The organism is Trebonia sp., assembly GCF_049794275.1.
Classification (GTDB): domain Bacteria; phylum Actinomycetota; class Actinomycetes; order Streptosporangiales; family Streptosporangiaceae; genus Trebonia.
Genome location: NZ_JBARCR010000378.1, coordinates 1 through 3,488 on the forward strand (window position 1 = coordinate 1; position 3,488 = coordinate 3,488).

General features: G+C 68.4%; 4 protein-coding genes. 1 reads left to right on the top strand and 3 read right to left on the bottom strand.

Annotation, left to right across the window (positions count from 1 at the left end; genetic code table 11):
• Positions 1-336 (top strand): VOC family protein (locus WA805_RS10280; RefSeq protein ID WP_425242226.1); only part of this gene is annotated, 336 nt, incomplete at its 5' end.
• A gap of 740 nt (positions 337-1,076) precedes the next feature.
• On the opposite strand, the gene WA805_RS10285 is transcribed toward WA805_RS10280, so the two are convergent.
• The 3 genes from WA805_RS10285 to WA805_RS10295 all read right to left on the bottom strand — a co-directional run.
• Positions 1,077-1,907 carry an ABC transporter permease subunit gene (locus WA805_RS10285; protein ID WP_422288412.1) on the bottom strand — a complete coding sequence of 277 codons (831 nt, stop codon included), beginning with the start codon at positions 1,905-1,907 and terminating at the stop codon, positions 1,077-1,079.
• Complete coding sequence (locus tag WA805_RS10290; protein ID WP_425239519.1) at positions 1,904-2,821, bottom strand: ABC transporter ATP-binding protein; 918 nt, start codon at positions 2,819-2,821, stop codon at positions 1,904-1,906. The genes WA805_RS10285 and WA805_RS10290 overlap by 4 nt, the downstream gene beginning before the upstream one ends.
• On the bottom strand, positions 2,818-3,488 hold a 671-nt coding region (locus WA805_RS10295), incomplete at its 5' end, for a hypothetical protein (RefSeq protein ID WP_425242227.1). The genes WA805_RS10295 and WA805_RS10290, both read right to left, overlap by 4 nt.

Sequence of the window (3,488 nt, forward strand, 5' to 3'; positions counted from 1 at the left end):
ACCCACCTCATCGCTGGTGTCCCTGTATCCGAGCTGGGCGCTGCGATCGATTGGTACACACGGCTCTTCGGGCGACCGCCGGACCTGCGCGCGGGCGAAGAGATCCTCTGGGACATCGACGAGCACGCCACACTCTTCATTGAGCCAGACGCAGCGCGGGCGGGCGCGGGCCGGGTCACCCTCGCCGTTGCCGGACTCGACGCGCTTCTGGAGCGCCTGGCTACCGAAGGTATCGAACATGAACCAATCGAGACTTACTCGAACGGTGTCCGCCACGTGAAGGTCCCGGATCCGGACGGCAACGCGATAGCGCTCGCCGAGCTACCGCAGTCGTGAACGCCTTATGAGCGTGCGTTCGGCCGCAGCATGCACGGGACGTACTACATGCCGCGTAGCGGGCCGTAGCGGGAAGGAAACGACAAGACGGTGAGACCTGACTAATGGCTCAATTACAGGGGCTGAACGGCCAAGGTCCCCGCATCGTCCTCTCCGATTCCAAGCGGGTCCGGAAAGGGCTGCCGCTCGCCCCGTGTCCACTCTTGCTGTGACGATCGCGTCCTTATTAGGGCTTGCAGCGCTGAGGTCCTTGCCTGGCCATCCGGGACGCCCCGCCGGCGAGGGCGCGGCGGCCAGCCCGAGCCCGCTGATTTCATGATCACGAAAGAAAAGTACGCGCATAGGAGATTTTTCTTTCGTGATCATGCTCAGCTCCGCGGCTGAGGTCGTGCCAGACCCGGCCGCCGTAGACTCTGGCCCTTCAACCTAATGCGCAAGGGCAGGCGTGGCCGACTAAGACGGCACCGGGCCACCCGGCATCGCGTAAGGCGGGAGACGAGCAGGACAGGACCGGCGATAAGGGATGAGAGCCGCCATGCTTAAACTGAAATGGTGAAAAAGCGGATAGGAGCGCTGATCTTCGCACTCGCGGTGCTCGTGGGAGCCGCAGCCGGATGCCAACCAGCGACTCAATGCGGCATGACCGGTAACAGGGGAAACTGTAATTTCAATGGCAATTCAATGCAGAAACTACCTGCCAGGGCCGGGGTCCCGGGTATGGCGACGCGCCCTGACCGCCATCATGCGTCCCGGCGGTCCAGCAGCGTCCAGGCGGCGGCGTACACAATGGCGACGAACAGGCACATCACGCCGAAGCCGGGCCAGGGCTGGAGGGTGTGGGCGGGGATGTAGACGCTGGCCATCTGGCCCCCGGCCTGGGTCGGCCAGAACTCGTTGACCGGGTTCCGCCACGAGTCCGGCAGCGCCTGGACGATCCCGGGCAGGACGAACAGGACGCCCACCATGGAGGCGATGGCGGCGGCCGGATGCCGGAGCAAGCTCCCGGCGGCGACGCTGAGCACCGCCAGGGCGGTCAGGTACAGCCCCGCTCCCACCACCGCCCGGGCGACCCCGGGATCGCCGAGCGTCGCGTGCGGGGCATGCCCGCTGATGAGGGCCTGGCCCACGAAGAACGCCGCGAAGCTGACCACCTCGCCCACGACGAAGGTCACCGCGGCGAAGACCACCGACTTGGCCGCCAGCATCCGCCCTCGCTTCGGGACGGCGATCAGGCTGGTGCGGATCATCCCCGACGAGTACTCGGAGCTGATGCAGAGCACCCCGAGCACGGCGATGGCCAGCTGGGCGATGACCATCCCCGACAGGCTGATGTTGGTCGGGTCCCAGCTCAGCTTGGCGGAGACGCTGCTCCTGGCGTAGCCGTGGGCGGTGAGCGCGCTGATGGCGGCCCCCAGGCCGATGCCGAGCACGACGGTCACGGTCAGCGCCCAGAAGGTCGACCGGACCGAACGGAGCTTGGTCCACTCCGAGCGCAGCACGTCGCCGAAGGTGGCCGGACGGAAGGCCGCCCGCTGGCCCGGGCCGGTGCGGGCGATGGTGGCGTCGCTCATCGGGTCGCTCCGGTCGCCTGGTACTCCACGCTGTCTCTGGTCAGTTCCATGAACGCCTCCTCTAGCGAGGCTCGGACGGGGACGAGCTCGAACAGGGTGATGCCATGGGCGGCGGCCAGCTTGCCCACCTCGGCGCTGTCCATCGCGGTGATCTCGATGACGTCGGGGTCGGTCCCGGCCTGGACTCCCGCGCCGGCCTCGCGGCAGCGGGCGGCCAGCTCGGCTGCCTGGGGGCTGCGGACGTGCACCGACTGCTGAGAGCTTGACCGTACGAACTCGTCCACGCTGGTATCGGCGATCAGCCGGCCCTTGCCGATCACCAGCAGGTGGTCGGCGGTCAGGGCCATCTCGCTCATCAGGTGGCTGGAGACCAGCACGGTGCGGCCCTCGGCCGCCAGCGTCCGCATGAGGGTCCTGACCCAGTGGATGCCGTCGGGGTCGAGGCCGTTCACCGGCTCGTCGAAGATGAGCACGGGCGGGTCCCCCAGCAGCGCCGAGGCGATGCCGAGGCGCTGGCTCATGCCCAGCGAGAAGCCCTTCACCCGACGCCTGGCCACGTCCTCGAGACCGACGAGGCGGAGCACCTCGTCCACCCGGCGGCGACCGATGCCGTTGCTCTGGGCCAGGCACAGCAGGTGGTCGACCGCCCGGCGGCCGCCGTGCAGCGCCTTGGCGTCGAGGAGGGCGCCCACCTCGCGCATGGGCGCCGGCAGATCGCGGTAGCTGCGGCCGTCGACGGTGACCGAGCCCTCCGTCGGCGCGTCCAGGCCCAGGATCATCCGCATGGTGGTGGTCTTCCCGGCGCCGTTCGGGCCGAGGAAGCCGGTGACCAGGCCGGGCCGGACGGAGAAAGACAGGTCGCTGACGGCCATGGTGGAGCCGTAGCGCTTGACCAGGCCGCGGGCTTCGATCATCGCTCTACAGCGAACGGGACGGCGAGGTCGATGTAGTCGTCGGGGACCGTCGCCGCGGTCATGCCTGGGGTCGCGAGATAGGTGGTGCGGATGCCGAGGTCTTCGTCCGTGAGGGCAAGACGCGGCTCGGGCTCATCCGCGTGCTCCCGCTCCTGCTCCTGCACCCAGGCTCCCAGCGACTCGAAAGCGAGCTGCCAGTGGTGCACCGCCGCTGCTTGAGACCCACCACCCCAACCTGGCAGCGTGGCGAACGCCTCCGTATGCGCCGGCTCGGTTCGCAACGTCAGCTCGGGATAACGGTCCGCGAGGGCAGCCGCCTCTGCCGGGGGAACCGGCCTGCACCATTCGATCAGACCGTCGCTGTCAGCGCTCGGGTGGCTCCACCAGATGCAGAAGAACGCGCCTGCCCGGCCTTCCATCAACGGGAGCGGGCGCTTGCGCCAGATCCCGATGAACTCCTTGCCGAACGCCCATTGCCCCTGCTCGCTGACCTCGCGCTTCAAGCAGAGCAGGCTCCGCTCGGGTATCTCCCGGGTAGCGACTTCGTACATGACAGGCCTCTCTCCGCGCAATCGGCTGACGAGGTAGTCGGCGAGCTCGCGCCGCGCGTCGTGCGCCGCCTCGGCGTCGCGCCAGTGCTCAGCGATGCGCGTCGCCGCATCGGCCG

Bases quoted from the DNA above. Each gene is read 5' to 3' on its own strand.
- WA805_RS10285 (WP_422288412.1), bottom strand. From the start codon at position 1,907: ATGAGCGACGCCACCATCGCCCGCACCGGCCCGGGCCAGCGGGCGGCC.
- WA805_RS10290 (WP_425239519.1), bottom strand. From the start codon at position 2,821: ATGATCGAAGCCCGCGGCCTGGTCAAGCGCTACGGCTCCACCATGGCC.